The sequence below is a fragment of the Selenomonas sp. oral taxon 892 str. F0426 genome (assembly GCF_000468035.1).
Lineage (GTDB): Bacteria > Bacillota > Negativicutes > Selenomonadales > Selenomonadaceae > Centipeda.
Map to the genome: position 1 here is coordinate 5,592 of NZ_KI260518.1, position 1,259 is coordinate 6,850.

General features: G+C 55.8%; 3 protein-coding genes and 2 pseudogenes. All 5 read left to right on the top strand.

Annotation, left to right across the window (positions count from 1 at the left end):
* Positions 1-167: pseudogene (locus HMPREF1992_RS11390) on the top strand (virulence protein); the annotation flags it as partial.
* Complete coding sequence (locus HMPREF1992_RS00740) at positions 151-387, top strand: DUF4314 domain-containing protein (protein ID WP_021683884.1); 237 nt, start codon at positions 151-153, stop codon at positions 385-387. The pseudogene HMPREF1992_RS11390 and the gene HMPREF1992_RS00740, both read left to right, overlap by 17 nt.
* On the top strand, positions 384-560 hold the full coding sequence (locus HMPREF1992_RS00745; protein WP_021683885.1) for a DUF5049 domain-containing protein: 177 nt from the start codon (positions 384-386) through the stop codon (positions 558-560). The genes HMPREF1992_RS00740 and HMPREF1992_RS00745 overlap by 4 nt, the downstream gene beginning before the upstream one ends.
* Before the next feature lie 156 nt (positions 561-716).
* On the top strand, positions 717-995 hold the full coding sequence (locus HMPREF1992_RS00750; RefSeq protein WP_037357838.1) for a hypothetical protein: 279 nt from the start codon (positions 717-719) through the stop codon (positions 993-995).
* A gap of 83 nt (positions 996-1,078) precedes the next feature.
* Positions 1,079-1,259, top strand: a pseudogene (locus HMPREF1992_RS11050) (terminase large subunit); the annotation flags it as partial.

Consider the following 1,259-nt stretch of genomic DNA (forward strand, 5'->3'; position numbering starts at 1 on the left):
TTGTGGACAACGAGAAATACGCATTCCGCTGCTTTCTCCTGCGTCTTGGCATGATCGGAAACGCCTACAAAGAGTCGCGCAAGATTCTCCTGCAGAACCTCACGGGCAGCAGCGCGTTCAAGAGCCGACATCGGAAGGAGGCTGAGGATCATGCGGTTTCCGAGTAGAGAGCAGATCGCCGCACTGCGGCAACGGTACCCGCGCGGGACACGGGTGGAACTCCTCGGAATGGACGACCCGCAAGCCCCGCAGACAGGAACGAGGGGCGAGGTCATGGGTGTTGACGACGCGGGGCAGCTTCTTGTCCGATGGGAGACAGGATCGTCACTCAGCCTGATCCCCGGCGTGGACTCCTTCCGTATCGTGCAGAAAGGCGGTCAGTCATGAACGAGAAGGTTTTCTCGCAGATCATGGACATCCGCGATTCGGGGCGGGTGAATATGTTCGACGTTCCCGGTGTTCAGCGGATGGCATTCGAGATGGGCTACTACGAACTGGTCTTCTTCATCGAGGAAGACCGTGCGGCGTATGTACGATTTATCCTCACAGGTGAGCAATAGCCGACAGTTTCAGCGATTCAGCACAGCCTTTCGGGGCTGTGTTTCTCTCGAAAAACAAGTGTAGTTTATCCGAAATATGACTTGCTATATTCTGCGTTTAGAGCAAATATGTAAATGACAAAGGGGACAACCTACACAGAAAGCGAGGAACACAAAATGAAAAGCGCAGAAGCAAGATGGCCGAAGACCACCACGATGGAGCACCTCGATGAGATGCGGTACGGGACGAGCGGCGCGATCCTGCGGTACGGCGAGCAGATCCTTGTCGTCGGGATGGAATGTTGGGGCTTCCACGCAGCCGTCTACGAGATGGTCGAAACGCCGGAGGAGACGGGATTCGCGGACATCGAATGCCGCTTGAACCTTGTCGAAGCCGCCACCGAGCTTTTCGAGGACGGCGGGCATGCGATGGCTTGGTGCATGAAGCGCATCTAAGCCACGCCGAACAACAAAACAGCCCTTCGGGGCTGCTTCTCGTATTGCCGCTATTGAGCGGCTTTTTTGATGGGGGTGATTGCTTGCGGAAACTGACGGACTACAAGCCGACAAAGTTCATGGCAGAGGACGCACACTATGACAAAGCAGCTGCGGACTATGCCGTGGGCTTTATCGAGTGCCTATGCCATACGAAGGGGACGTGGGCGGGAAAGCCCTTCGATCTGATTGACTGGCAGGAGCGCATTATCCGAGACATTTTCG

Excerpts from the sequence above, each read along its gene's own strand:
- HMPREF1992_RS00740 (WP_021683884.1), top strand. The coding sequence starts at position 151 with ATGCGGTTTCCGAGTAGAGAGCAGATCGCCGCACTGCGGCAACGGTAC.
- HMPREF1992_RS00745 (WP_021683885.1), top strand. The coding sequence starts at position 384 with ATGAACGAGAAGGTTTTCTCGCAGATCATGGACATCCGCGATTCGGGG.
- HMPREF1992_RS00750 (WP_037357838.1), top strand. The coding sequence starts at position 717 with ATGAAAAGCGCAGAAGCAAGATGGCCGAAGACCACCACGATGGAGCAC.